Source organism: Mesorhizobium sp. ORM8.1 (genome assembly GCF_053005525.2).
The window spans coordinates 6,366,441-6,388,231 of sequence record NZ_CM132600.1; the positions used below are offsets into that span (position 1 = coordinate 6,366,441).

Consider the following 21,791-nt stretch of genomic DNA (forward strand, 5'->3'; position numbering starts at 1 on the left):
TAGCAGCGGCTCGGCATCAGGCCGAAGCCGTGTGGCGCTCAGGATGGCTCGTGGCGCGAAAGCAGGCGCCGCAGCATCGGCTCGATGCGCGAAAGCTCATCGAGATGCGCGGCCGACAGTTCCGCCAGCCGGTCGTCGGCCAGAGGTGTCAACTGCAGCAGCACACGCCGGTTGTCCGCCTTGTCCTGATCCCTGACGACCAGCCCGGCCTCGGCAAGGCGGTTCACCAGTTCGACCGCGCTGTGATGGCGGATGCGCAACCGCTCCGCCAGGTCTCCGACCGTTACCGGTGCGCCCCCAGGATAGCCTTTGATGGCCAGCAGCGCCTGGTGCTGGCGGGGCGTGAGGCCGGCGTCATTGGCCTGGACCTGGCTGAATTCGAGAAAGCGGCGGATGAGATAACGGAATTCCGACAGCCTCTGGTAATCGGCCAGGCTGATTTCGGGGTGTGGTTTTTTCGGCGTCGTCATGTCCCGACTTATGGCGCTTTCGCGCGAAAGCTCAAAGCTTGGATCTTTGTTGGAGCATGATCTTCGCCGAAAACCGGTTCCCACTCTTCGGGACCATGCTCTGGCGCAATCCTTGTCCAAAATGACGCGGGGGCGGCGGTCTATGGGGTCTTGATGAATTATATCGCGTTACGATATGCAGCCGCCGACGACCGGTCGGCAATCGCGCCGCCAGAAAGCTGAGTTCCCATGAAATCCGCCTCCGATGGCAACCGCCACCTTAGCGACTTCACCACCGATCCGCGTGTTCTGCTGATCGCGGTCACTGCCGTCGTGGTGGCGACCGCCGGGCTGTTCGCCGGCATCGCGCTTCTGAAGCTCATCCGGCTCGCCACCAACATTGCCTATTTCGGCCAGTTTTCGCTGGCTGAACTCAGGCTGGAAGACACGCCGCTCGGGCTTGCCGCCGTCATCGTGCCGGTGATCGGCGCGCTGATCATCGGACTGATGGCGCGCTTCGGCAGTGAGAAGATCCGCGGCCACGGCATTCCCGAAGCGATCGAGGCGATCCTTCTCGGCCGTTCCCGGCTCGACGCCAAGGTCGCGGTGTTGAAGCCTTTGTCGTCGGCGATCTCGATCGGTTCGGGCGGACCGTTCGGCGCCGAAGGCCCGATCATCATGACGGGCGGCGCCATCGGCTCGCTGATCGCGCAGATGCTGCCGGTCAGCGACAATGAGCGAAAGACGCTGCTGGTGGCGGGTGCGGCGGCCGGCATGACGACCGTTTTCGGCACACCGATCGCCGCCATCATGCTTGCCGTCGAACTGCTGCTGTTCGAATGGACGCCACGCAGCTTCATCCCGGTCGCCGTCGCGGCGATCGTTGCCGAAGTCGAACGCAGCTTGCTGCACATGCCGGGGCCGATCTTTCCGTTCACCGGCAGCATGGAGCCCTCGATTGCCGGCCTTGGTGGCTGGGTGATGGTCGGTATCTGCGCCGGCCTGCTGTCGGGCTTGCTGACGCAGATGGTCTACCGTTGCGAGGACGCCTTCCAGAGGCTGCCGATACACTGGATGTGGTGGCCGATGATCGGCGGCCTGGTCGTCGGCATAGGCGGCCTGATCGAGCCGCACGCGCTTGGCGTCGGTTACGACAACATCGCCAACATGCTGGACGGCCGCACGATTGCGTCAGCGGCGCTCCTGCTGCTGGTGGTGAAGGCGATCATCTGGTCGGTCGCGCTGGGGTCCGGGACTTCCGGCGGCGTGCTGGCGCCGCTTCTCATCATGGGCGGCGCGATGGGCGCGGTTCTGTCGAGCATCCTGCCTGAGGCGAGCCCGGGCTTCTGGCCGCTGCTGGCAATGTCGGCGACCATGGGCGGCACCATGCGTGCGCCGCTCACCGCAACCTTCTTCGCCACCGAGCTTACCGGCAACACGCATGTGCTGGTGCCTTTGATCGCGGCTTGCGCCACGGCCCATGCCGTCACCGTGCTGTTGATGAAGCGCTCGATCCTGACCGAAAAGGTGGCCCGGCGCGGACATCATCTCGTGCGCGAATACCGCGTCGATCCTTTCGCGCTGACCAGGGTGCGCGAGGTGATGACCACCAATGTCGAAAGCGTGCCGGCATCCATGACGCTGCATGGCGCGGCCGCGTTCCTGACCGCGCCGGAAACCAGGCATCCGAGCTTCCCGGTGATCGATGCGGAGGGCCATGTGCTCGGCGTCATCGACCCGCCGGCGATCCTGCGCTGGCGCCGTAACGGCAGGCATCGCAAGGCGACGCTCGGCGAATTGCTTGCCGGCAGCAAGATCACGCTCGCTTATCCGGACGAATATCTCGAAGCTCTGTCCGACAAGCTGCTGCTTGCCAACGTCTCGCATCTGCCAGTCGTCTCACGCGAGGGTGAACGACTTGTCGGCTATATCGGCTGGAAGGATATGATGCGGGTAAGGTCGAAAAAGCAGGCCGAGGAGCGAGACCGCACTGCCTTGCTGAGCTTCGGCGCCAGGCGAAGAGCGCAGCAGGGCGTTGGCGACCCGATCTAGCCCGCCTTGCCGCCACGCTTTGCCCAGGCAAGCACGTAGAGCCTGAGCGCCGACGACAGGTTGGCGTCACGCCTGCGGGTCTCGTCGATCTCGGCGACGAGGGCCGCGAGCGACAGCGAACGTTCCAGCGCGATGGCGATAAGGTCGTCGTAGAAGGGCTGTTCCAGGGAAAAGCTGGTGCGGTGGCCGCGGATCGTTACGGAACGTTTTTCGACCGCGGCCATCGGGGTGCTCAGCGCTCGCCAGGATCGTCAGGTTTTTCGCGGCGATGGCCGGCGACGAAATTTTCGGCTTTGTCGGCGGTCAACCGGTCACGCTCGCGCTCGGCTTTGGAACGGCCATGCAGCACCCGGTTCTCGCTCGCCAGGCGTTCCTTCTCTGTGCGCGCTTTCTGCTTGCGGGCCTGGCGGAGATTGACGATCTCGCCCATCGCGCCGGCTTACTTCTTGCGGAAGGCGTCGAGCGAAACCACGTCGGCGCCCTTGCCGCCGGTCTCGGCGACGGTGGCCTTCTTCTCGGCCTCGGCGGCCTTCTTCTTGGATTCCGGCTTCTTTTCGGGAACGACGACCGCGATCGGCTCGGGAGCAGGTGCTGCGGCTTCGTCTTCCACGGTCTCGCTCTTTACGTCGAATTCGAGCTCGAAATTGACCGACGGATCGTAGAAGCCGCGTACGGCTGAGAAGGGAATCTCCAGCTTTTCCGGAACATCGGAGAAGGAGAGCCCGACCTCGAAGCCGGCGTCCGTCACCTTCAGGTCCCAGTACTGGAACTGGATGACGATGGTCATCTGTTCGGGATAGCGCTCGCGCAGCCTGGACGAGACGCGCACGCCCGGCGCGCCGGTCAGGAAGGTGATGAAGAAATGATGATTGCCCGGAAGGCCGGTGCGCGCGACTTCGGCCAGGACCTTGCGCATGACGCCGCGCAGAGCCTCCTGGGCCAGAATGTCGTAGCGGATGTGGTCGTCGGCCATGTGCTGGTCGGGTTCCGTTGAATCGTCCGCATAGCTGTAATCAAGCTTGGGCGCGGCGTAAACCGCATATAGGCGCAAAGCGTTGAGGCCAAGAGGGGTGCCGACGATTTGATCGCTCAGGCGTGGGCGAGGACCGGCTGTTTGCCGGCTGGCTGTTTCTTCCTGGCAAAAGCGTTGAGGAAGGTCCGTACGCCGTTGCTGGCAGAGCGCAGCACCTCTTCCTCGGTCGGCGTGCCGCCGAGCATGAAGGTGATCTGCAATTCGGCATTGACCAGCGCCATGAACTGGCGCGCCGCGACATCGGGATCGCCGATCGACAGGTGGCCGGCGAGGGCAAGGCGGGCGAAGCGGGCGGCAAGCGCCGACCAGGTGCGTCCAGGGCCTTGTTCGCGCCATTCGGCAAAGAGCTCGGGATAGCGCTCGGCTTCGGTCTGGATCAGCTTGCGCAGGAACCGGCCGTCGCGGCTGCAGATGCAGTTGCGGTTCATGCGAACGGCAAACGTGACCAGATCGGCTTCGAGATCGGTCGGCTGGTCGGGGAAAGTAGCGAAGGTGGCGAAAATGCCGGCATTGCAGCGCTCGGTCAGGTCGCGCACGACGGCGACAAAAGCTTTTCCTTGTCGCCATGATGGTTGTAGACGGTCTGGCGCGACACGCCGGCCTCGGCCGCGATCAGGTCGATATTGGCCCCGGCATAGCCTTCCCGGCAGAACACGCCGGCAGCAGCGTCGACCACCGACACGCGCTTGGCCTCATGGCTGCGTGGCGGGAAAGTGTCAGGAGAAACGCCGTGCTTCATAAAAAACCATATAGCGGTGATTGACGAATTGGACAAGCCTGTCTAAATTTGTGGACACAAGAAAGGGAGACGCGTGTTGACGAGACGAATGGGTTCGCTCTCACGAGACGAATAAATTCGTTCTTCGATGTCGAGTTCCCGCGGGATGGAACGTCCTGGGTTTAGACACCGCTATTTCGCGGCGGCAAACCACATTCGAAAAGAGCCTTAATCATGAGTCCCAAATTCCTCCGCATTGCGGTCGTGCTCGGCTTGTTGTCCGCGATCGGCCCGTTTGCCATCGATATGTATCTTCCCGCGCTGCCTTCGATCGGCCAGGATCTGCACGCCGGCACGGCTGCCGTGCAGATGAGCCTTTTGATCTTCTTCCTGTCGATGGGGTTTGGTCAGATCGTCGTCGGTCCGATCTCCGACATGGTCGGGCGCAAATTGCCGCTCTATGGCGGTCTTGCGCTGTTCATGGTCGGCGGCGTCGGCTCGGCGATGGCGCCGACCATCGAATGGCTGATCGTCTTCCGCTTCCTGCAGGGGCTCGGCGCCAGCGCCGGCATGGCGGTGCCGCGCGCCATCGTGCGCGACCTGCACACCGGCAATGAGGCCGCCAGGCTGATGTCGCTCCTGATGCTGGTGTTCTCGGTATCGCCGATCCTGGCGCCGCTGACCGGCAGCCAGATCATCGAGAGCTTCGGCTGGCGCGCCGTGTTCTGGACCGTGACGGGTGCGGCGGCTTTGGCCACGATCTTGCTTGCCACCTCGCTCAAGGAAACGCGGTCGCCGGAAGAACGCGCCAACTCGTCCTTCGGCACGGCTTTGGCCGGCTACCGCTATTTGTTGAGTGACCGCAACTTCCTCGGCCTGACGGCAATCGCCGGCTTCGGCATCGCCAGCTTCTTCGTCTATCTGTCAAGCTCGTCCTTCATCCTGATCGACCATTACGGCCTGTCGCCATCGGTCTACAGTGTGTTCTTCTCGATCAACGCCGTTGCCTTCATCGGCATGTCGCAGCTGACCGGGATGCTGGCCGAGCGTTTCGGGCTGAAGCGCGTCGTCTGGGTGGCGGTCACCGGCTATGCCACGACGATGGTGGCACTGTTCGCGATCATGGCATCCGGCGTCGACCGGCTCGACTTGATGGCGGCGCTGTTGTTCGTCGGCTACGGCTTCCTCGGCCTCGTCATCCCGACCACCTCGGTGCTGGCGATGGAAGAGCATGGCGAGATCGCCGGAACCGCCTCGGCGCTGATGGGCACGCTGCACTTCGCCATCGGCGCGCTGGCGATGGGCGTTGCCGGCGTCTTCTTCGACGGCACGCCGCTGCCGATGGTCGCTGGCATCACGCTGTGCGCGGTTATCTCCTTCACGCTGGCCAAGGTGACGCTCGGCCGTTCGCGGGAAGCAGCGGAGGCGCCGGCGGAATAAGACGGATCAAACCACTGAAGAAGGTCGGGCTTGCCCGGCCTTTTTCATGTCTGACGCAAGCCGGCTTGATCGAGGACGAAGCCGACCCGCTCCCCGACGGAGACGAAAGGCAGGGGCACCAGCTCGTAGCCAAGCTCGGCATAGACGCCGGTCACCGATTGAAAGGTGCGCTCGGCTTCGTCCAGCGTCTGCTTGCGCTCTTGGTCCTGGGTGAAGATCTCCGGCCATGGCGGCGCGACGAAAACGCGCCGCGCATAGCGGAATTTATCCGCCGCGGTTCTGATGTGCTCGGGCACCGGCAGGCCACAAAGCCTGAGATAGCCGATTGTATCGGCCACACCGCGGTCGAAGAAGACCGGACCGGGCTCGGCATGCGCGGCATGCCAAGAGCGCAGCTCCCATGACAGCATGAGCTCGGCAAACAGCGCGCGGTCCTGCCAGGGAAGGGCAGGGCCGTCGATCGCCATCTGGTCGCGGATGATGCCGCGTCCGGCTTCGGGCGCCGTCGCGAAGCCTGCAGCCTTCAACGCGTCGATCAGCGTCGTCTTGCCGGAACCGGGACCGCCGGTCAGCACGAAAAATCGATCGGTATCGTTTTGCATCACTTGTCCATGGGTGATGAGCGGCAGGCCGCGCCGCGTATCGAGCGCCGGACGAGGCTTGGCCGTTCTGTCGATGATTGGGGAAGCGGGGAGGGAGAAGTGGAGGTTTCTGTTGCCAGGTACCTCCGAACCCCGCCTAGAAGTGCGAACCCCTAGGGCTTGATTTGAAGCGTTCGCGCCGCATTAAGCAGCGAGACGAGCTTCCGCATAGTTGTCGTTGGCAACTATAAGTTTAGCCCGATAACGGTGGTACAATGCCGGGCAAAAGTACGATCTTTACACCTTCGTCGATCCTATTTCGCCCCCAGCAAAAGCCGCTCCGTTATCCAGAGCGGTTTTTGGTGGAGGCGCCGGGTACCGCCCCCGGGTCCGAACGGCTTATTTCATCGCCTGTTTATCGCCATAGTCGGTCAAGCCGACGTACGGTATATAGGGATCGATGAGGAAAAAGAAAGGCCATCCCGGCACTTGTCCCCTTGGCAAACCACGCGGCCGAGGGTTGACTTGCGCGCTTACTCAATCGAAGCTCCGGCTCGCGGTGAGGAGTCTTTGACCTAGCGCACAGGTTGCGCAGTGCGCCACAAACCTCATCGATGACATCGGTGGCGCCGACGAGGGGAAGTTTGATGGCCGACTATCTTGCGGATGTGAAGAAGTACGACGCTGGCGCCGGCGCGGATGTGGTCGATAAGATCGTCAAGCATCTGGGCATCGCGCTCAGGAACCGCGATTCCTCGCTGGTGTCCTGTACCGACCCCAAGGAACTCGACCGCGTGCGGGAGAATTGGATCGGCAAGAAGCTCGGCATCGCGGACGCAGCAAAGGCCAATGCTTCGATCGAGAAGACCTGCAAGGCGATGCATGCGGACAACACCAAGAGCCGCGTGACCTTCTATTATCTGGTCGCCAAGGATCTCGGCAAACTCGGCTCTCTCTGAGGCCTGAAAGAGGCCTGAAAACCGTCCGGCCGCCGGCACGAAACGGTGCCGGCGCAGAGGTTTTACGCATGATCCACGCCTGCCGCAGGCTTTGCAGTGTTCGACGGGCAGACAGTCGGTTATGATCGGCTGTAGCCCGGATCGAGGCAAAGCCGATGCGCCAATATCTCGACCTGTTGAAGCATGTGCTGGAAAACGGCGCCGATCGCGGCGACCGCACCGGCACCGGTACGCGCTCGGTGTTCGGCTACCAGATGCGCTTCGATCTTTCGCAGGGCTTCCCGGTCACCACCACCAAGAAGCTGCATCTGAAGTCGATCATCCACGAGCTTTTGTGGTTCCTGGCCGGCGACACCAACATCAAATATCTGAACGATCACGGCGTCACCATCTGGGACGAATGGGCCGACGAGAACGGCGATCTCGGCCCGGTCTATGGCAAGCAATGGCGTTCCTGGCCCGACGGGCATGGCGGCGCGATCGACCAGATTGCGAATCTTCTCAAGGAGATACGCAAAAATCCTAATTCGCGCCGTCTGATCGTCTCGGCCTGGAATCCGGCCGAGGTCGAGGCCATGGCGCTGCCACCCTGCCACTGCCTGTTCCAGTTCTATGTCTCGGAAGGCCGGCTTTCCTGCCAGCTCTACCAGCGCTCGGCCGATATCTTCCTCGGTGTGCCGTTCAACATCGCCTCTTATGCCTTGCTGACGCTGATGGTGGCGCAGGTGACCGGGCTGAAACCCGGCGATTTCGTCCATACGCTGGGCGACGCGCATCTCTACGCGAACCATTTCGAACAGGCGCGCGAACAGCTGCGGCGCACGCCGAAGGCGCTGCCGACGATGTGGATCAACCCGGAGGTGAAGGACCTTTTCGCCTTCCGTTTCGATGACTTCCGGTTGGAAAACTATTTCGCCGACGCCACGATCAAGGCGCCGATCGCCGTCTGAGGCCAAGGCTTCCGGCAGCGCTTGGGTCATCAAACGCCGTTCTGTCAGTCGACGCCGACCATTACGTCGGAGGCCTTGACCACCGCATAGGCCTGCTTGCCCTTTTCGAGCGCGAGGTCGGCGACCGCTTCGTTGGTGATCGATGCGGTGACGATGACGCCGCCGCCAATGTCGATGCGGACATGCGAGGTGGTTGCCCCCTTGACGATCTCGGTGACCTTACCCTTGAGGATGTTGCGGGCGCTGATCTTCATGCATCTCTCCTTTGAACTTTGCTGTGCCGTTTCGCATCTGTTGTAGGCTGTGACCGCGCTGGCGCACAATGCCATTGCAGGCGAAAAGCCTTCCCTTGTTATGTTCATCCGGATATATCGGTCCAAGGCTTTGGGCCGTACGGACTATCAAACCGGGAGAGAGTTTATGCTGGGCAATGGTTTTGGATTGAAGGCGGCCGCCGTTGGCGGTCTGACCGCAATGCTGATCGCCGCAATGCCTGCGGCCCATGCCGACGACAAGGTGATCGTGTTCGCCGCGGCGAGCCTCAAGGATGCGCTCGACGCGGTCAACAAGGCCTGCGAGCCGGAAGTCGGCGAAACCGCGACCATTTCCTACGCTGCAAGCTCCGCACTTGCCAAGCAGATCGAAGGTGGCGCGCCCGCCGACCTCTTCGTTTCGGCCGATCTCGACTGGATGAGGTATCTCTCCGACAAGAAGCTGACCAAGCCGGACACCGAAGTGAAACTGCTCGGCAACCAGATCGTGCTGGTGGCGCCGAAAGATTCCAAGGTCGAGACGAAGGTGGAAAAAGGTTTCGATCTCGCCAAGCTCGTCGGCGACGGCAAGCTCGCGATGGGCGATTTCAAGGCGGTGCCGGCCGGCAAATACGGCAAGGCGGCGCTGGAATCGCTGGGCGTATGGTCGTCGGTGGAAGGCAAGGTCGCCCAGGCCGAGAACGTTCGCGCCGCTTTGAAACTGGTGGCGACCGGCGAGGCGCCGCTCGGCATCGTTTACGCAACCGACGCGCATGCCGAGAAGGGCGTCAAGGTCGTTGGTACCTTCCCGGAGGATTCGCATCCACCGATCATCTACCCGATTGCCCAAACCGCGGATTCGAAGGACAAGGATACGGCTGCCTTCCTGAAATGCGTCGAGTCGGCCAAGGCCGCCGACCTCTTCAAGGAACAGGGTTTTACGGTGCTCGCGCCGAGCAACTGAGAAAGACCTGACATCGCGTATGAACTGGCTGCTGGACCTCACGCCCGACGAATGGAATGCGGTCCGGCTGTCGATCAAGGTGGCGTTGGTGGCGATGGTCTTCAGCCTGCCACCCGGCATCCTGATTGCGCTCCTGCTCGCGCGGGGGCGCTTTTGGGGCAAGACCCTGCTCAACGGCCTTGTGCATCTGCCGCTGATCCTGCCGCCCGTCGTCACCGGCTATCTGTTGCTGCTTACCTTCGGCAAGCGCGGGCCGGCAGGCGCGTTCCTCGCCGAGCATTTCGGCATCGTCTTTTCCTTCCGCTGGACCGGCGCCGCGCTTGCCTGCGGCGTCATGGGCTTTCCGCTGATGGTGCGCGCCATCCGGCTCTCCATCGAGGCCGTCGACCGCAAGATGGAGGCGGCCGCCGGCACGCTCGGCGCCAATCCGCTCTGGGTGTTCGCCACCATCACGCTGCCGCTGACCCTGCCTGGCCTCATCGCCGGCGCCATCCTCTCCTTTGCCAAGGCGATGGGCGAGTTCGGCGCCACGATCACCTTCGTCTCCAACATTCCGAACGAAACGCAGACGCTGCCGTCGGCCATCTACACCTTCACCCAGGTGCCGGGCGGCGACGAAGGCGCGCTGAGACTGACGCTGATCTCGATCATCATCTCGATGGCGGCGCTCGTCGCCTCGGAAGTGCTGGCGAGGCGCGTCGGCCGGCGGATGGACATCGAATGACGCTCGCGGTCGATATCAGCCATGGTCTGGGCGATTTCGCCGTCGAGGCGAAATTCGAGAGCGCCGGCCGGCTGACGGCGCTGTTCGGGCCCTCGGGCTCGGGCAAATCGACATTGATCAACGTGATCGCCGGGCTGATCCGGCCTGACAAGGGACGCATCATGGTCGACGGGCGCGTGCTGGTCGACACGGAAGCAGGCATCTTCGTGCCGATGCACAAGCGACGGATCGGCATGGTGTTCCAGGACGCGCGGCTGTTTCCGCATATGAGCGTCGCCGGCAATCTGCGCTATGGCCGCTGGTTCACGCCGGCGGCGGATCGCTACGCCAACATCGATGACGTGATCGACCTGCTCGGCATCGGCCATCTGCTCGACCGGCGGCCGGCAAAACTGTCGGGCGGGGAAAAGCAGCGCGTGGCGATCGGCCGTGCGCTGCTTGCCAGTCCGAAGCTGCTGTTGATGGACGAACCGCTCGCCTCGCTCGACGAGGCGCGCAAGGCCGAGATCCTGCCTTACATCGAGCGGCTGCGCGACGGGACGAAAATCCCGATCGTCTATGTCAGCCATTCCATTGCCGAGGTGGCGCGGCTGGCGAGCGACGTGGTCGTGCTTGCGCAAGGCAAGGTCACGGCCTCCGGTCCGGCCGAAGCGATCATGCAGCGGCTCGACCTGTTGCCGGCGGAGGAACGCGGCGAGGGCGGCGCGCTGCTCGACGCCAAGGTGCTGCGTCACGATGAGGTGTTCGGCATGACGGTGCTGACCTCGCCGGCCGGCGAGATCCGCGTGCCGAAACTGGCGAGGCCGGTTGGCGCGCCAATTCGCATCCGCATCCGTGCCCGCGACGTCATGGTCGCCACCGAGAAACCCACCGGCCTCAGCGCGCTCAACATCCTGCCGGGAACGATTGTCAGCATGAAGCCAGGCGAAGGGCCTGAGGTCGAGATCGGCATCGGCTGCGGTGGCGCGGTGGTGCTGGCGCGCATAACCGAACAGTCGCGGCAGGCGCTGGGACTGAAATTGGGAAGCAAGGTGTTCGCGGTCATCAAGACGGTGAGTTTCGACCGGGCGAATACCGGCGCCGGCCTGCCTGCCGATGTGAGCGTTTGAGGAATTCGATGATATCGCTATGTGCATTTGGAATAGCGATCTTTCCCCGCAAGGGCTATTCTGCTGCTGTCAAATCCGAGGACATGAAATGCCGTCGCTCAGCCTGCGGATAAATCTCGACCCGGACGGAAGAATCGGGCCGGGCAAGATCGAGCTTCTGGAGCAGATCGCCGCCTTCGGCTCGATCTCGGCCGCCGCGCGCGGCATGGAGATGTCCTACAAACATGCCTGGGACTTGGTCGAGGACATGAACCGCGTGTTCGGCAAGCCGCTGGTTTCGGCACAGACCGGCGGCAGGAAAGGCGGCGGCGCGCAACTGACCTCGGTCGGGTTGGCGGTCGTCAGCCGGTTCCGGGCAATAGAGCGGGCAGCTGCTTCGGCCGCTTCAGTGCATATGCAGGCCTTGCAGGCGGAAATCGACGCTGGATAGGGCAGTAGGGCAGTAGGGCAGTAGGGCAGTAGGGCAATGATCTCCTGGAGTGCTTACGCCCGAGCGAGTGTCTCCCTATTGCCCTACTCCCCTAATTTCCTCAGCAGATACGCGTCCATGATCCAGCCCTTTTTCTTGCGGGCTTCCTCACGCACTTTTTCGATCTCTTCGCCGACGTCACCAAGCCGGCCGGAGATGACGATCTCGTCGGGCGTGCCGAGATAGGCGCCCCACTGGATCAGGACATCCTTGTCGGCCAGCGTGTTGAAGGCGCATTTGCCGTCGAGCATGACCACGGTCGAGCCGGCGTTGGCGGGCAGGCCCTCTTCGGTCAGACGCCGGCCGGTCGTGACCAGGATCGAATCGCCGATGCGGTTGAGCGCGGTGGCATGCGAGGCCGCAAGCGCCTGGATGGCGGTGATGCCCGGGACGACGTCGAGGTGGAAGGCGACATTGTCCCTTTGCCGCACGCGTTCGAGGATGCGCAGCGCGCTGTCATAGAGCGACGGGTCGCCCCAGATCAGGAAGGCGCCGCAACCGTCCTCGGCCAATTCGTCGCGGATCAGGCCTTCATAGATGGACGCGATCGCTTCGTGCCAATCGTCGACCGTGGTCCGGTAGGACGATGTCGGCTCGGCGCGTACCGGGACGTCGAACTCGACCCGGCGCGATTTCGGGTTGGTGACGAAGCGGTCGCAGATCTGCCGCCGCAGATCGGCGAGATCGTTCTTCTTCGCCCCCTTGTCGGGGATGAACAGCACGTCGGCGCGGTTCAGGCCGTTGATGGCCTGTACCGTCATGTGTTCGGGATTGCCGGCGCCGATGCCGATGACGAGAAGCTTGCGCATGAGGCGAACTCATGCCTTATCGGAAACGGCCTGTCCAGATCGCCGGCGCCGCGGTGCTTCGCGACGCTGGCGCGGAAGGGCTTTGAAACACTATCCCGACCGGATAGGTTGGCGCAGGTATTCCGCCGAGGGGGATTTCATGTTCCGCACCGTCCTGTTCGCAGCCCTGGCGCTTTCGACCGCGCCGGCCTTCGCCAACGATTCAGTCGCCGAACTCAGCACCGGCGGCCTGATCCTGTCGCGCAGCGATGCGGTGGCGATGCAAAGCGAGGACCTCTTCATCTCGCCGGAAAAAGTGACGGTCGACTATGTCTTCCACAACAACACCGACAAGGATGTCGATGCGATCGTCGCCTTCCCGCTGCCCGACATTGCCGGCGATCCGGAGGAAATGCCGGCGATCCCCGAGAACCAGAGCGACAATTTCCTCGGCTTCGAGGTGACGATCGACGGCGCCGCGGCAAAGCCGCAACTCGAGCAGAAGGTGTTTGCGCTCGGCATCGATATCAGCGCCGATCTGAAGGCGCAGAACGTGCCGTTCAACCCGTTCAGCGACGCCGCCAGGGCCGCGCTGGCAAAATTGCCAAAAGCGGTGGCCGACGATTGGGTTGACCGCGGCATCATCATCGAGAATCCGGAAACCGATAGCCAGCCAAGCTTGACCGCGCCATACGTGCCGTTCTGGCAATTGCGCTCGACCTATTGGTGGCGTTCGACCTTCCCGGCCAACAAGGACGTCCATGTCTCGCACCGCTACAAGCCGAGCGTCGGCGGCACCTCCTCGGTCAGCTTCTTCTATGACGGCAAGTTCGCCGAGGGCAGCCAGTACACCACCTACAAGACCCGCTACTGCATGGACGACGCGTTCGAGAATGCAATTCGCCAGGCGGCGAAGGCCGACGGCTATCCGAAATTCTACGAAAACCGCATTGACTATATCCTGACCACCGGCGGCAACTGGGCGGCCGGCACCATCGGCAAGTTCAAGCTGACCGTCGACAAGGCCAATCCGAAGGCGCTGATCTCGTTCTGCGGAGACAATGTCAAAAAGATCGGGCCGACGACCTTCGAGATGACGGCGCAGGATTTCTACCCCGAGCACGACATCGATATATTGTTGCTGCAGCCGTCGGAAAGCGGGGACGCCAACTGATGGAGGTTGCGATCTATGTCGCCATCGCCGAAAACGGCGTGATCGGGCGTGAAGGCGGTCTGCCCTGGCGGCTTTCCACCGACCTCAAGCGGTTCAAGGCCGATACGATGGGCAAGCCCATCATCATGGGCCGCAAGACCCATGAAGGCATCGGCAAGCCGCTGCCCGGCAGGCTCAACATCGTGGTGACGCGCGACAAGGCCTGGCGCGCCGAAGGCGTCGAGGTCGCCCATTCGCTGGACGAGGCGATTACGCTGGCCAAGGTGCGCGGCCGCTGCATGGCGGGCGCCGAGGAGATCTGCGTGGTCGGCGGCGGCGAAATCTATGCCCAGGCCCTGCCGCTCGCCGACCGCCTGCATGTCACGCATGTGCTGGGCAAGTTCGATGGCGATGCGCATTTCCCGCCAATCGACCCAAATGTCTGGCGCATCGTGCGTTCGCAAGATTTTCCGGCCGGCGAGAAAGATAGCCACGCGACACGCTACACCGTCTACGAACGCCGTCGCGACGGTCATTAGAGACGACAAACGGTCGCTGCCGGCCCAAATCGGACGGTTGCGGTGGCACATCGCGTTGAAAGCGCGCCAAGGCGTCCCTATAGAAGAACGACATTGCGCCGCAAGGCCGAGGGAACCGAAGCGAAAGGACATTCATGCCCTGGAACGACAAGAGCGGTGGCGGCGGCCCATGGGGCGGCGGCAACAATCAGGGGCCTTGGGGGCAAGGACCGAAAGGGCCAAGCGGCCCGCAGGGTTCGCCCCCGATCTCGAGGATATCATCCGTCGCGGCCAGGACAGGCTGCGGCGCGCGCTCCGGGCGGCGGCGGCGCCAGTCCGGCGGTGCTCGGACTGATCGCGCTGGCACTCATCGCGCTGTGGGCTTTCAAGGCGATCTATACCGTGCAGCCGGACGAGGTCGCGGTTGAATTGCGCTTCGGCAAGCCGAAGGCCGAGCTTTCGCAGCCGGGCCTGCATTTTCACTGGTGGCCGATCGAAACGGTCGAAACCGCCAAGATCTCCGAACAATTGGTCAGCGTCGGCGGCGGGGCGAGCAGCGGTTCCGGCCTGATGCTGTCCGGAGACCAGAACATCGTCAACGTGCAATTCTCGGTCGCCTATCAGGTTTCCGATCCCAAGGCCTACCTGTTCGACGTCTCCGATCCCGACGGCATGCTGTCGCAGGTGGCCGAAAGCGCCATGCGTGAAGTCGTCGGCCGGCGCCCGGCGCAGGACATCTTCCGCGACGACCGCCAGGGCATCGCAACCGGGGTGCGTGAGATCATCCAGGCAACGCTCGACGGCTACAAGACGGGTCTGCAGGTCAATGCGGTCTCGATCGAGGACGCTGCGCCGCCGCGCGAGGTCGCCGATGCGTTCGACGAGGTGCAACGCGCCGAGCAGGACGAAGACAAGTTCGTCGAACAAGCCAACCAGTATTCCAACCAGAAGCTCGGCCAGGCGCGCGGCCAGGCAGCCCAGGTCCGCGAGGATGCGGCCGCCTACAAAAACCGTGTCGTTCAGGAAGCGGAAGGCGAAGCGCAGCGCTTCATCTCCGTCTACAACGAATATGCCAAGGCGCCCGACGTGACGCGCAAGCGCCTTTATCTGGAAACCATGGAGAAGATCCTGAAGGACTCGAACAAGGTCATCGTCGAACAGGGCAACGGTCAGGGCGTCCTGCCTTACCTGCCGCTGCCGGCATTGCAGCCGAAGGCACCGCCGGCGCCGGCTCCCCTGGGCGCCACGACGGGAGGCAACCAGTGATGGCCAACCGTCTTCCCGTCTTCGCGGTCATCGCGGCGGTTCTCCTGTTCCTGCTCTATTCCGCGGTGTTCGTGGTCAGTGCCGGCCAGCAGGCCATTGTTTTGAGGTTCGGCGAGATCATCGACGTCAAGAGCGAGCCCGGCATCTATTTCAAGGCGCCGTTTGCTTTCTTCGATGCCGACAGCGTGCAAATGGTCGAAAAGCGGGTGATGCGCTTCGACCTCGACAACATCCGCGTCCAGGTTTCGGGCGGCAAGTTCTATGAAGTCGACGCCTTCATCGCCTACCGCATCTCGGATCCGCGCACCTTCCGCGCGGCCGTCTCCGGGCAAGTCGAACTGGCCGAAGCCCGGTTGCGGACCCGTCTCGATGCGGCGCTCCGCCGTGTCTATGGTCTGCGCGACTTCGAGGCCGCACTCTCCGAGGAGCGCGGCGTGATGATGCGTGAGGTGCGTGACCAACTGCGTCCGGACGCAACCTCGCTCGGTCTCGACATCGAGGACGTGCGCATCCGCCGTACCGATCTTACGGCGGAGGTCTCGCAACAGACCTTCGATCGCATGAAGGCCGAACGTCTGGCGGAGGCCGAACGGCTGAGAGCCCGCGGCAACGAAGCGGCGCAGCGCATCAAGGCGCGGGCCGACCGTGAGGTGGTCGAGATCGTCGCCGAGGCGCAGAAAGAATCGGAAATCCTGCGCGGTGAAGGCGAGGCGCAACGCAGCGCGACCTTCGCCGAAGCCTACAAGCGCGATCCGGCCTTCTTCGATTTCTACCGTTCGATGAATGCCTATGGCTCGGCGCTAGACAACTCGGGGACGACGATGGTGCTGTCGCCCGAGTCCGAGTTCTTCCGCTACTTCCGCGATCCGGACAGCAAGCCTCAGCCGGGACTGCCGGCGGCATCGCTGCCGGCGCCGGCCACTTCCACCGCGCCGGCGGCCCCGGCTGCGCAGCCCAGCCCCGCCCAGTAACGGGCGGTGCAGGATTTTCTGGCGGCTATCGGCCTGGTCCTCGTAATCGAAGGCCTGGTCTATGGCGGGTTTCCGGGGCTGGCCCGGAAACTCGCGACCGAAGTGCTGTCGATGCCGGAGAATGCGCTTCGCATCGGCGGCTTGGCTGCAATCGCGGTCGGCGTCGGTGTCGTCTGGCTGGTGCGCGGATGATGAAAATTGCGTGGTGCGGCGGCGATTGACGATTTATCCTCAGTCGGTAGCCACAGCCGCAACAGTGCCGTATTTCTTGCCAACATGAACCGGACGGGCGTCTTTGCGGACATGCCTGTCCTTTTCAGACACACCGGGAGGCCACAATGATATCCGACACCCTGTTGCGCGCGGCGCGGCGCACGTTCATCGCCGGCACCACGGCGTTCGTGGTCGGCATGGTTGCCGTCCCGTCATTCGTCACGCCGACGATCGCGTCCGATGGGCCGCCCTCGGTTGCCGATCTCGCCGAACGCCTGCTCGGCGCGGTGGTCAACATCTCGACCTCGCAGACGGTCAAGGGCACGGAAGGGCCGGGCGCGGTGCCGATGCCGCAATTGCCCGAGGGTTCGCCGTTCCAGGACTTTTTCGACGATTTCTTCAAGAACCGCGGCGGCGACAAGGGTGGCGCCGCGCAGAAAGTGCAGTCGCTAGGCTCCGGCTTCGTCATCGATGCCGAGCAGGGCATCGTGGTGACCAACAACCATGTCATTGCCGATGCCGACGATATCGAGGTCAATTTCTCCGACGGCATCACGTTGAAGGCGAAGCTTATCGGCACCGACACCAAGACCGACGTCGCGGTGCTGAAAGTCGAGCCGAAGGGCCACAAGCTGACGGCGGTGAAGTTCGGCGATTCCACCAAGATGCGCGTCGGCGACTGGGTGATGGCGATCGGCAACCCGTTCGGCCTCGGCGGCACGGTGACGGTCGGCATCGTCTCGGCGCGCAACCGCGACATCAATTCCGGACCCTATGACGATTTCATCCAGACCGACGCCGCCATCAACCGCGGCAATTCCGGCGGTCCGCTGTTCAACAGCAACGGTGAGGTGATCGGCATCAACACGGCGATCATCTCGCCGTCGGGCGGTTCGATCGGAATCGGCTTCTCGATACCCTCGCAGCTCGCCGCCGGCGTCGTCGACCAGCTGCGCCAGTTTGGCGAGACGCGGCGCGGCTGGCTCGGCGTGCGCATCCAGCCGGTGACCGACGACATCGCCGAAAGCCTCGGCATGGCGACCGCCAAGGGGGCGCTGGTGGCCGGCGTCATCAAAGGCGGACCGGTCGACAATGGTACGATCCAGGCCGGCGACGTCGTCATCAAGTTCGACGGCAAGGACATCCACGAAATGCGCGACCTGCCGCGCGTCGTGGCCGAGAGCCCGGTCGGCAAGGCGGTCGACGTCGTCATCGTGCGCAAGGGCGTCGAGCAGACGGTCAAGGTGACGCTTGGCCGGCTCGAGGACGGCGAGAAGCTCGCCAGCGGCGGGAACGGCAACACCGATCAGGGCAATGGCGACAAGGCAACGCCGCCGGTGTCGACTGCTTCCGTGCTCGGCATGACGGTCGGCGAACTCAATGAGCAGACACGGCAGAAGTTCGGTATCGCCGCCGACGTGTCCGGCGTGGTCGTCACCGATGTCGCCAAGAACTCGGCCGCCGCCGAGCGCGGCATCCAGCCAGGCGAGGTGATCACCGAGATCGCGCAGGAATCGGTTGCCACGCCGAAGGACGTTATGGACCGGATCGGTGCATTGAAGGAGCAGGGACGCAAGAACGCGCTGCTGATGCTGGCGTCAAAGACCGGCGAGCTGCGCTTCGTGACGATCCGGATGGATTGAGTCCGGGAAGCCTGGCAACCAGTTGATCTTCAACGAAGACAACCGGTTGATCTTCAACGAAGACGATCGGAAGGGCGGCTACCGAGCCGCCCTTTTTTGTGCCTGCCAGTCGTCGCGCGAAAGCCTGTAGAGCGAATGCCACTTGAGATGCGGATGGCTGTCGGGGACGTTGGGATGGTCGAAGTCGTTGGCTGGATCGGCGCGCATGCCGAGGCGCTTCATGACCGCGGTCGAGCGATGGTTGTCGGCGACCGCGAAAGACACGATTTCATCCTGGTCGAGCGTTTCGAAGCCGAAGGCGAGCCAGGCTTTGGCGGCCTCGGTGACATAACCCTTGCCCCAGAATTCAGGCGCCAGCCGCCAGCCGATCTCGATCACGCCGTTGGGCAGGGAAGGCACGTGATCGGTGTCGACGAGGCCGACGAAGCCAATGCATTCGCCGGTTGCGGCGATCTCGGCGGCGGCGAAGCCATAGCCATCCTCTTCGATCCAGGCGCGGACCTCGTTCATCCTGGCGTCGGCTTCGGCTCGCGTGCGGCGAAACGGGAAGAATTCCATGACGCGATCGTCGGAGTTGATGCGGTGGAAGAGTTCGCGATCGCGATCCTCCCAGTTGCGCAGGATCAAGCGCTCCGTGCGCATCGGTCTCATTCAACGAACTCCTGGCGACGATAACCCTGAAGATAGAGCAGCGCGGTCAGGTCGCCATGATCGATGCGGATCCTTGCCTGCTCCGCTACGGAAGGCTTGGCATGCAAGGCGACGCCGGTGCCGGCAAGGCGGATCATGTCGAGATCATTTGCGCCGTCGCCCACGGCAATTGCGTCCTCGGTCGTCAGGCCAAGCTTCGCGGCAATGTCGAGCAGCGCCTCGGCCTTGGCCGCCCGGCCGAGGATCGGCTCGGCCACCATGCCGGTGAATTCGCCGTCCTTCTCGATCAGGCGGTTGGCGCGGTTTTCCTGGAACCCCAGCATGTCGGCGATGCGGCTGGTGAAAACATCGAAACCGCCCGAGACCAGCGCCGTCCAGGCGCCGTTGGCGCGCATCGTCCGCACCAGCGCACGGCCGCCGGCGGCGAGCGTCAGCCTATTGGCGATAATGCGATCGACCACCGCTGTGTCGAGGCCCTTCAGCAAGGCAACGCGCTCGCGCAAGGCGGGCTCGAACGCAATCTCACCATTCATGGAGCGCGCGGTGATTGCCGCGACATGCTCCTTGACGCCGATCTCGTCGGCCAGTTCGTCGATGCATTCCTGGTCGATCATGGTCGAATCCATGTCGGCAAGCAGGATTTTCTTTCTCCTGCCTTCCGCCGGCTGGACGATGACGTCGACGGGCTCGGAGGCAAGCGCCGCGCGCAGATTGGCCGTCAACGCGCCGACATCCGGTACCTCGGGCAAAACGACATCGCAGGCAATGTCCTCGGCCAGCCAATGAACAGCGCTTGCGCCCGCCGCCCGCGAGGCCATATTCGCAAGCGAGGCCGACACGGCGCGGTCTTGCGGACGGGACACTATTGTGGCGATCAGCGGCATCGAGAATTCCGACGGACAAGCGGGCGAAGGCCGCGTGAAAAACGCGATCCTGATAGCCGGGCCGACGGCCAGCGGCAAGTCGGCGCTGGCGCTCGATCTTGCCGAGCGCGAGGGTGCGGTCATCGTCAACACCGATTCCATGCAGGGCTATTCGGTGCTCGATGTGCTGACGGCGCGACCAAGCGCCGCCGAAATGGCGCGCGCGCCGCACTTCCTCTACGGCCACGTGCATCCCTCTACAGCCTATTCGACCGGCGCCTGGCTGCGCGACGTGACGAAGCTGATCGACGAGGGTGCCCTGTCGGGCCGTCCCGTCATTTTCGTCGGCGGCACCGGGCTTTATTTCCGCGCGCTGGCCGAAGGCATTTCGGACATGCCCGACATTCCGCAGGCAGTGCGCGACCGCTGGCGTTACGAACTCAAGGAACAAGGCGCCGAGCGGCTGCATCGCTTGCTGATGCGCGAGGATTCGGCTGTTGCCATGCAACTCAAAGCCAGCGACAGTCAGCGTATCGTGCGCGCGCTCGAGGTGCTCGATGCCTCGGGGCGTTCCATCCTCGAATGGCAGGCGGCGCGCGGCCGGCCGCTGATCGATCGCGGCAGCGCGCGCTTCCTGGTGATCGAGCCGGACCGAGCTGAGCTGGTGCGGCGCATCGAAGTTCGCTTCGACCAGATGCTCGACAAGGGCGCGCTCGACGAAGTCCGGCAACTGACGGCGCTCGACCTCGATCCCGCGCTGCCGGCCATGAAGGCGATCGGCGTGCGCGAACTGCAGGCGGCGATGGCCGGGCAAACAGGATTTCCCGAAGCGATCGAACGCGCCAAGATCGCGACCAGGCAATATGCGAAGCGCCAGGCGACCTGGTTCAGGCATCAACTGGGAGCGGAATGGCGCAGACTGCGACCGGGTGATGACCTGGCGATCTGACCAATGCCATTTTCAATCAGCGCCTTAAAATCTTCCGCACAACTTCTCGCCAGGGTTGTTCCAGTTAACGCTCCGTAAGGCCGGCCATGCCATAACGTTGAACGTTGCAGTGCGGCGGGGAGTTGATGCGTTTCCACAAGGCGGAATCCGCTTTTTTCGTCTTTATTTTCGTGATCCTGGCCGCCGGCCTGGTGACATTCCACGCCTATGGCCAGTTGCAGGGTATCGCCACCGACCTCGATACCGCATCGCGCGTCGACAGGATCATCTACCTCAACAAATTGCTGTTCGTGACCGGGGCGCTGCTGGCGACCGCGCTGTTCTTCGGGACTTTCTTCATCTACCCGCTGATCCGCGGCCAGGTGCGGGAAGAAGGCAAGCTGCGCGCCATGACTGTGTCGCTCAGCGCCCGTTCACAGACGTTGGAGCAGGCGGCGCTCACCGATGGCCTGACCGGCATGCAGAACCGCCGCTACTTCGACGACGCTTTGCGCGAATATCTCGATGAATTCCGTCGCATCGACAGGCCGGTCGGGCTGATGATCCTCGACCTCGACCATTTCAAGCAGGTCAACGACACGCATGGCCACGATGTCGGCGACGAGGTGCTGAGGGCCGTCGCCACGTGCCTCAGGGGCATGACGCGCTATCACGACGTGGTGGCGCGCCTGGGCGGCGAGGAATTTGCCGTGGTCACGCCCAACATGGACGCCGAGCTGCTTGGCCGTTTCGCCGAGCGCATCCGCAAGGCGATCGCCAACATGTCGGTCCTGTCCGGCAATGTGCGGCTGAAGGTCACCACCAGTGTCGGCCTTGCCGTGTGGGACCACAAGGAAAGTGCCGAGGATTTCTATCGCCGCGCCGACCGCCAGCTCTACGAGGCGAAGAAGCAAGGCCGCAACCGCGTCTGCGCCTAAAATTCCATCATTAAATTCGTGATGCTGGCCGACTGGGGCCGCTTCCTGCGCTTCCGGTGCTCGCGGACTTGATGTCCGCTCCGCTCCGGTTCTCGTAAACGGCCCCAGTCGACTCAGCCTGACGAATTTCCTGACGAGATTTACCCAACGCCACCAATGA

24 protein-coding genes, 1 other RNA gene and 2 pseudogenes are annotated in these 21,791 nt (G+C 63.3%); 16 read left to right on the forward strand and 11 right to left on the reverse strand.

The features are described from left to right. Positions 1 to 38: 38 nt before the first annotated feature. Positions 39 to 470 carry a MarR family winged helix-turn-helix transcriptional regulator gene (locus ACVDG8_RS31690; protein WP_447251987.1) on the reverse strand — a complete coding sequence of 144 codons (432 nt, stop codon included), beginning with the start codon at positions 468 to 470 and terminating at the stop codon, positions 39 to 41. A 228-nt stretch (positions 471 to 698) separates the two neighbouring features. On the opposite strand from ACVDG8_RS31690, the gene ACVDG8_RS31695 reads away from it, so the two are divergent. Continuing rightward, the gene (locus tag ACVDG8_RS31695; protein ID WP_447251988.1) at positions 699 to 2,501 is read left to right on the forward strand and encodes a chloride channel protein; all 1,803 of its coding nucleotides are present in this window, start codon (positions 699 to 701) and stop codon (positions 2,499 to 2,501) included. On the opposite strand, the gene ACVDG8_RS31700 is transcribed toward ACVDG8_RS31695, so the two are convergent. From ACVDG8_RS31700 to ACVDG8_RS31715, 4 genes and pseudogenes are all read right to left on the reverse strand, one after another. Continuing rightward, on the reverse strand, positions 2,498 to 2,725 hold the full coding sequence (locus ACVDG8_RS31700) for a ribbon-helix-helix domain-containing protein (protein WP_447251989.1): 228 nt from the start codon (positions 2,723 to 2,725) through the stop codon (positions 2,498 to 2,500). The two genes, ACVDG8_RS31695 and ACVDG8_RS31700, sit on opposite strands and share 4 nt — an antisense overlap. A gap of 8 nt (positions 2,726 to 2,733) precedes the next feature. Continuing rightward, positions 2,734 to 2,931 carry a DUF4169 family protein gene (locus tag ACVDG8_RS31705; protein ID WP_447251990.1) on the reverse strand — a complete coding sequence of 66 codons (198 nt, stop codon included), beginning with the start codon at positions 2,929 to 2,931 and terminating at the stop codon, positions 2,734 to 2,736. 9 nt (positions 2,932 to 2,940) lie between these two features. Then, positions 2,941 to 3,474 (reverse strand): SspB family protein, encoded by a 534-nt coding sequence (locus ACVDG8_RS31710; RefSeq protein WP_455707369.1) that lies wholly within the window; start codon positions 3,472 to 3,474, stop codon positions 2,941 to 2,943. Between the two features lie 116 nt (positions 3,475 to 3,590). After that, positions 3,591 to 4,273, reverse strand: a pseudogene (locus tag ACVDG8_RS31715) (TetR/AcrR family transcriptional regulator). 213 nt (positions 4,274 to 4,486) lie between these two features. Between ACVDG8_RS31715 and ACVDG8_RS31720 the strand changes: the two are divergent. Then, positions 4,487 to 5,692, forward strand: coding sequence for a multidrug effflux MFS transporter (locus ACVDG8_RS31720; protein ID WP_447251993.1), 1,206 nt, complete (start codon positions 4,487 to 4,489; stop codon positions 5,690 to 5,692). A gap of 44 nt (positions 5,693 to 5,736) precedes the next feature. Here the strand turns inward: ACVDG8_RS31720 and ACVDG8_RS31725 are convergent, their stop codons facing one another. Both ACVDG8_RS31725 and ssrA read right to left on the reverse strand, forming a co-directional pair. Next, entirely contained in the window at positions 5,737 to 6,294 is a 558-nt protein-coding gene (locus tag ACVDG8_RS31725; RefSeq protein WP_447251994.1) for an AAA family ATPase, read from the reverse strand. 98 nt (positions 6,295 to 6,392) lie between these two features. Beyond that, positions 6,393 to 6,752: a transfer-messenger RNA gene (ssrA, locus tag ACVDG8_RS31730) on the reverse strand. A 168-nt stretch (positions 6,753 to 6,920) separates the two neighbouring features. Between ssrA and ACVDG8_RS31735 the strand changes: the two genes are divergently transcribed. Together ACVDG8_RS31735 and ACVDG8_RS31740 are read left to right on the forward strand one after the other, a co-directional pair. Beyond that, the gene (locus tag ACVDG8_RS31735) at positions 6,921 to 7,232 is read left to right on the forward strand and encodes a DUF2853 family protein (protein ID WP_447251995.1); all 312 of its coding nucleotides are present in this window, start codon (positions 6,921 to 6,923) and stop codon (positions 7,230 to 7,232) included. A gap of 155 nt (positions 7,233 to 7,387) precedes the next feature. After that, a complete protein-coding gene (locus ACVDG8_RS31740) occupies positions 7,388 to 8,182 on the forward strand; it encodes a thymidylate synthase (protein WP_447251996.1) in 795 nt (264 codons plus the stop codon). Between the two features lie 44 nt (positions 8,183 to 8,226). On the opposite strand, the gene ACVDG8_RS31745 is transcribed toward ACVDG8_RS31740, so the two are convergent. Then, positions 8,227 to 8,436, reverse strand: a complete 210-nt coding sequence (locus ACVDG8_RS31745; protein WP_447251997.1) for a TOBE domain-containing protein — start codon at positions 8,434 to 8,436, stop codon at positions 8,227 to 8,229. 166 nt (positions 8,437 to 8,602) lie between these two features. Between ACVDG8_RS31745 and modA the strand changes: the two genes are divergently transcribed. From modA to ACVDG8_RS31765, 4 genes are all read left to right on the forward strand, one after another. Further along, complete coding sequence (modA, locus tag ACVDG8_RS31750; protein ID WP_447251998.1) at positions 8,603 to 9,397, forward strand: molybdate ABC transporter substrate-binding protein; 795 nt, start codon at positions 8,603 to 8,605, stop codon at positions 9,395 to 9,397. Between the two features lie 19 nt (positions 9,398 to 9,416). Further along, positions 9,417 to 10,121 (forward strand): molybdate ABC transporter permease subunit, encoded by a 705-nt coding sequence (gene modB / locus ACVDG8_RS31755; RefSeq protein ID WP_447251999.1) that lies wholly within the window; start codon positions 9,417 to 9,419, stop codon positions 10,119 to 10,121. Further along, positions 10,118 to 11,230: a molybdenum ABC transporter ATP-binding protein gene (modC, locus tag ACVDG8_RS31760; protein WP_447252000.1), complete on the forward strand. Its 1,113-nt coding sequence runs from the start codon at positions 10,118 to 10,120 to the stop codon at positions 11,228 to 11,230. Before modB ends, modC begins: the two co-directional genes overlap by 4 nt. A gap of 88 nt (positions 11,231 to 11,318) precedes the next feature. Beyond that, positions 11,319 to 11,660, forward strand: coding sequence for a winged helix-turn-helix domain-containing protein (locus tag ACVDG8_RS31765; RefSeq protein ID WP_447252001.1), 342 nt, complete (start codon positions 11,319 to 11,321; stop codon positions 11,658 to 11,660). A gap of 83 nt (positions 11,661 to 11,743) precedes the next feature. On the opposite strand, the gene cobF is transcribed toward ACVDG8_RS31765, so the two are convergent. Further along, the gene (gene cobF / locus ACVDG8_RS31770) at positions 11,744 to 12,508 is read right to left on the reverse strand and encodes a precorrin-6A synthase (deacetylating) (RefSeq protein ID WP_447252002.1); all 765 of its coding nucleotides are present in this window, start codon (positions 12,506 to 12,508) and stop codon (positions 11,744 to 11,746) included. A 139-nt stretch (positions 12,509 to 12,647) separates the two neighbouring features. On the opposite strand from cobF, the gene ACVDG8_RS31775 reads away from it, so the two are divergent. The 6 genes and pseudogenes from ACVDG8_RS31775 to ACVDG8_RS31800 all read left to right on the forward strand — a co-directional run bounded on the left by ACVDG8_RS31775 (position 12,648) and on the right by ACVDG8_RS31800 (position 18,251). Further along, the gene (locus tag ACVDG8_RS31775; RefSeq protein ID WP_447252003.1) at positions 12,648 to 13,661 is read left to right on the forward strand and encodes a DUF4424 domain-containing protein; all 1,014 of its coding nucleotides are present in this window, start codon (positions 12,648 to 12,650) and stop codon (positions 13,659 to 13,661) included. Further along, positions 13,661 to 14,179, forward strand: a complete 519-nt coding sequence (locus ACVDG8_RS31780) for a dihydrofolate reductase (protein WP_447252004.1) — start codon at positions 13,661 to 13,663, stop codon at positions 14,177 to 14,179. Before ACVDG8_RS31775 ends, ACVDG8_RS31780 begins: the two co-directional genes overlap by 1 nt. Positions 14,180 to 14,313: 134 nt before the next feature. After that, a pseudogene (gene hflK / locus ACVDG8_RS31785) lies at positions 14,314 to 15,424 on the forward strand (FtsH protease activity modulator HflK). After that, complete coding sequence (hflC, locus tag ACVDG8_RS31790) at positions 15,424 to 16,395, forward strand: protease modulator HflC (RefSeq protein ID WP_447252006.1); 972 nt, start codon at positions 15,424 to 15,426, stop codon at positions 16,393 to 16,395. The pseudogene hflK and the gene hflC overlap by 1 nt, the downstream one beginning before the upstream one ends. 6 nt (positions 16,396 to 16,401) lie before the next feature. After that, a complete protein-coding gene (locus tag ACVDG8_RS31795; protein WP_447252007.1) occupies positions 16,402 to 16,587 on the forward strand; it encodes a DUF2065 domain-containing protein in 186 nt (61 codons plus the stop codon). A gap of 146 nt (positions 16,588 to 16,733) precedes the next feature. Then, positions 16,734 to 18,251: a DegQ family serine endoprotease gene (locus ACVDG8_RS31800; protein WP_455707370.1), complete on the forward strand. Its 1,518-nt coding sequence runs from the start codon at positions 16,734 to 16,736 to the stop codon at positions 18,249 to 18,251. 78 nt (positions 18,252 to 18,329) lie between these two features. Here ACVDG8_RS31800 and ACVDG8_RS31805 read toward each other — a convergent pair whose 3' ends face one another. Both ACVDG8_RS31805 and serB read right to left on the reverse strand, forming a co-directional pair. Continuing rightward, positions 18,330 to 18,902: a GNAT family N-acetyltransferase gene (locus tag ACVDG8_RS31805; protein ID WP_447252009.1), complete on the reverse strand. Its 573-nt coding sequence runs from the start codon at positions 18,900 to 18,902 to the stop codon at positions 18,330 to 18,332. Continuing rightward, entirely contained in the window at positions 18,899 to 19,786 is an 888-nt protein-coding gene (serB, locus tag ACVDG8_RS31810; RefSeq protein ID WP_447252010.1) for a phosphoserine phosphatase SerB, read from the reverse strand. Before serB ends, ACVDG8_RS31805 begins: the two co-directional genes overlap by 4 nt. On the opposite strand from serB, the gene miaA reads away from it, so the two are divergent. Beyond that, entirely contained in the window at positions 19,776 to 20,714 is a 939-nt protein-coding gene (miaA, locus tag ACVDG8_RS31815; protein ID WP_447257150.1) for a tRNA (adenosine(37)-N6)-dimethylallyltransferase MiaA, read from the forward strand. The two genes, serB and miaA, sit on opposite strands and share 11 nt — an antisense overlap. Positions 20,715 to 20,839: 125 nt before the next feature. After that, positions 20,840 to 21,631: a GGDEF domain-containing protein gene (locus ACVDG8_RS31820; RefSeq protein WP_447252011.1), complete on the forward strand. Its 792-nt coding sequence runs from the start codon at positions 20,840 to 20,842 to the stop codon at positions 21,629 to 21,631. Positions 21,632 to 21,791: the final 160 nt, after the last annotated feature.